This is a genomic window from uncultured Shewanella sp. (assembly GCF_947501225.1).
Taxonomy (GTDB): domain Bacteria; phylum Pseudomonadota; class Gammaproteobacteria; order Enterobacterales; family Shewanellaceae; genus Shewanella.
Genome location: NZ_CANMUW010000061.1, coordinates 1 through 311, shown reverse-complemented (window position 1 = coordinate 311; position 311 = coordinate 1). Strand labels below are relative to the sequence as shown.

Here is a 311-nt window from a genome sequence, read left to right as displayed (position 1 = left end):
GTCCCCATCGTCTAGAGGCCTAGGACACCGCCCTTTCACGGCGGTAACAGGGGTTCGAATCCCCTTGGGGATACCACATTTTCAAAATTTCATGCTTATTTTCCAGTGCATGAAATGGGGCCTTAGCTCAGCTGGGAGAGCGCAACACTGGCAGTGTTGAGGTCAGCGGTTCGATCCCGCTAGGCTCCACCATTTTTGTTAGTTTTAATTTCATGCTTATATTACAGTGCATGGAATGGGGCCTTAGCTCAGCTGGGAGAGCGCAACACTGGCAGTGTTGAGGTCAGCGGTTCGATCCCGCTAGGCTCCAC

3 tRNA genes are annotated in these 311 nt (G+C 52.4%); all 3 read left to right on the top strand.

Annotated features, from left to right (window positions below):
• The 3 genes from Q1B47_RS21935 (at nt 1) to Q1B47_RS21925 (ending at nt 310) form a co-directional block, all read left to right on the top strand.
• A tRNA-Glu gene (locus Q1B47_RS21935) sits at nt 1-76 on the top strand.
• Nucleotides 77-116: 40 nt separating this feature from the next.
• Nucleotides 117-192: transfer RNA gene (locus Q1B47_RS21930), tRNA-Ala, on the top strand.
• 45 nt (nt 193-237) lie between these two features.
• Nucleotides 238-310: transfer RNA gene (locus Q1B47_RS21925), tRNA-Ala, on the top strand.
• Nucleotide 311 lies beyond the last annotated feature (1 nt).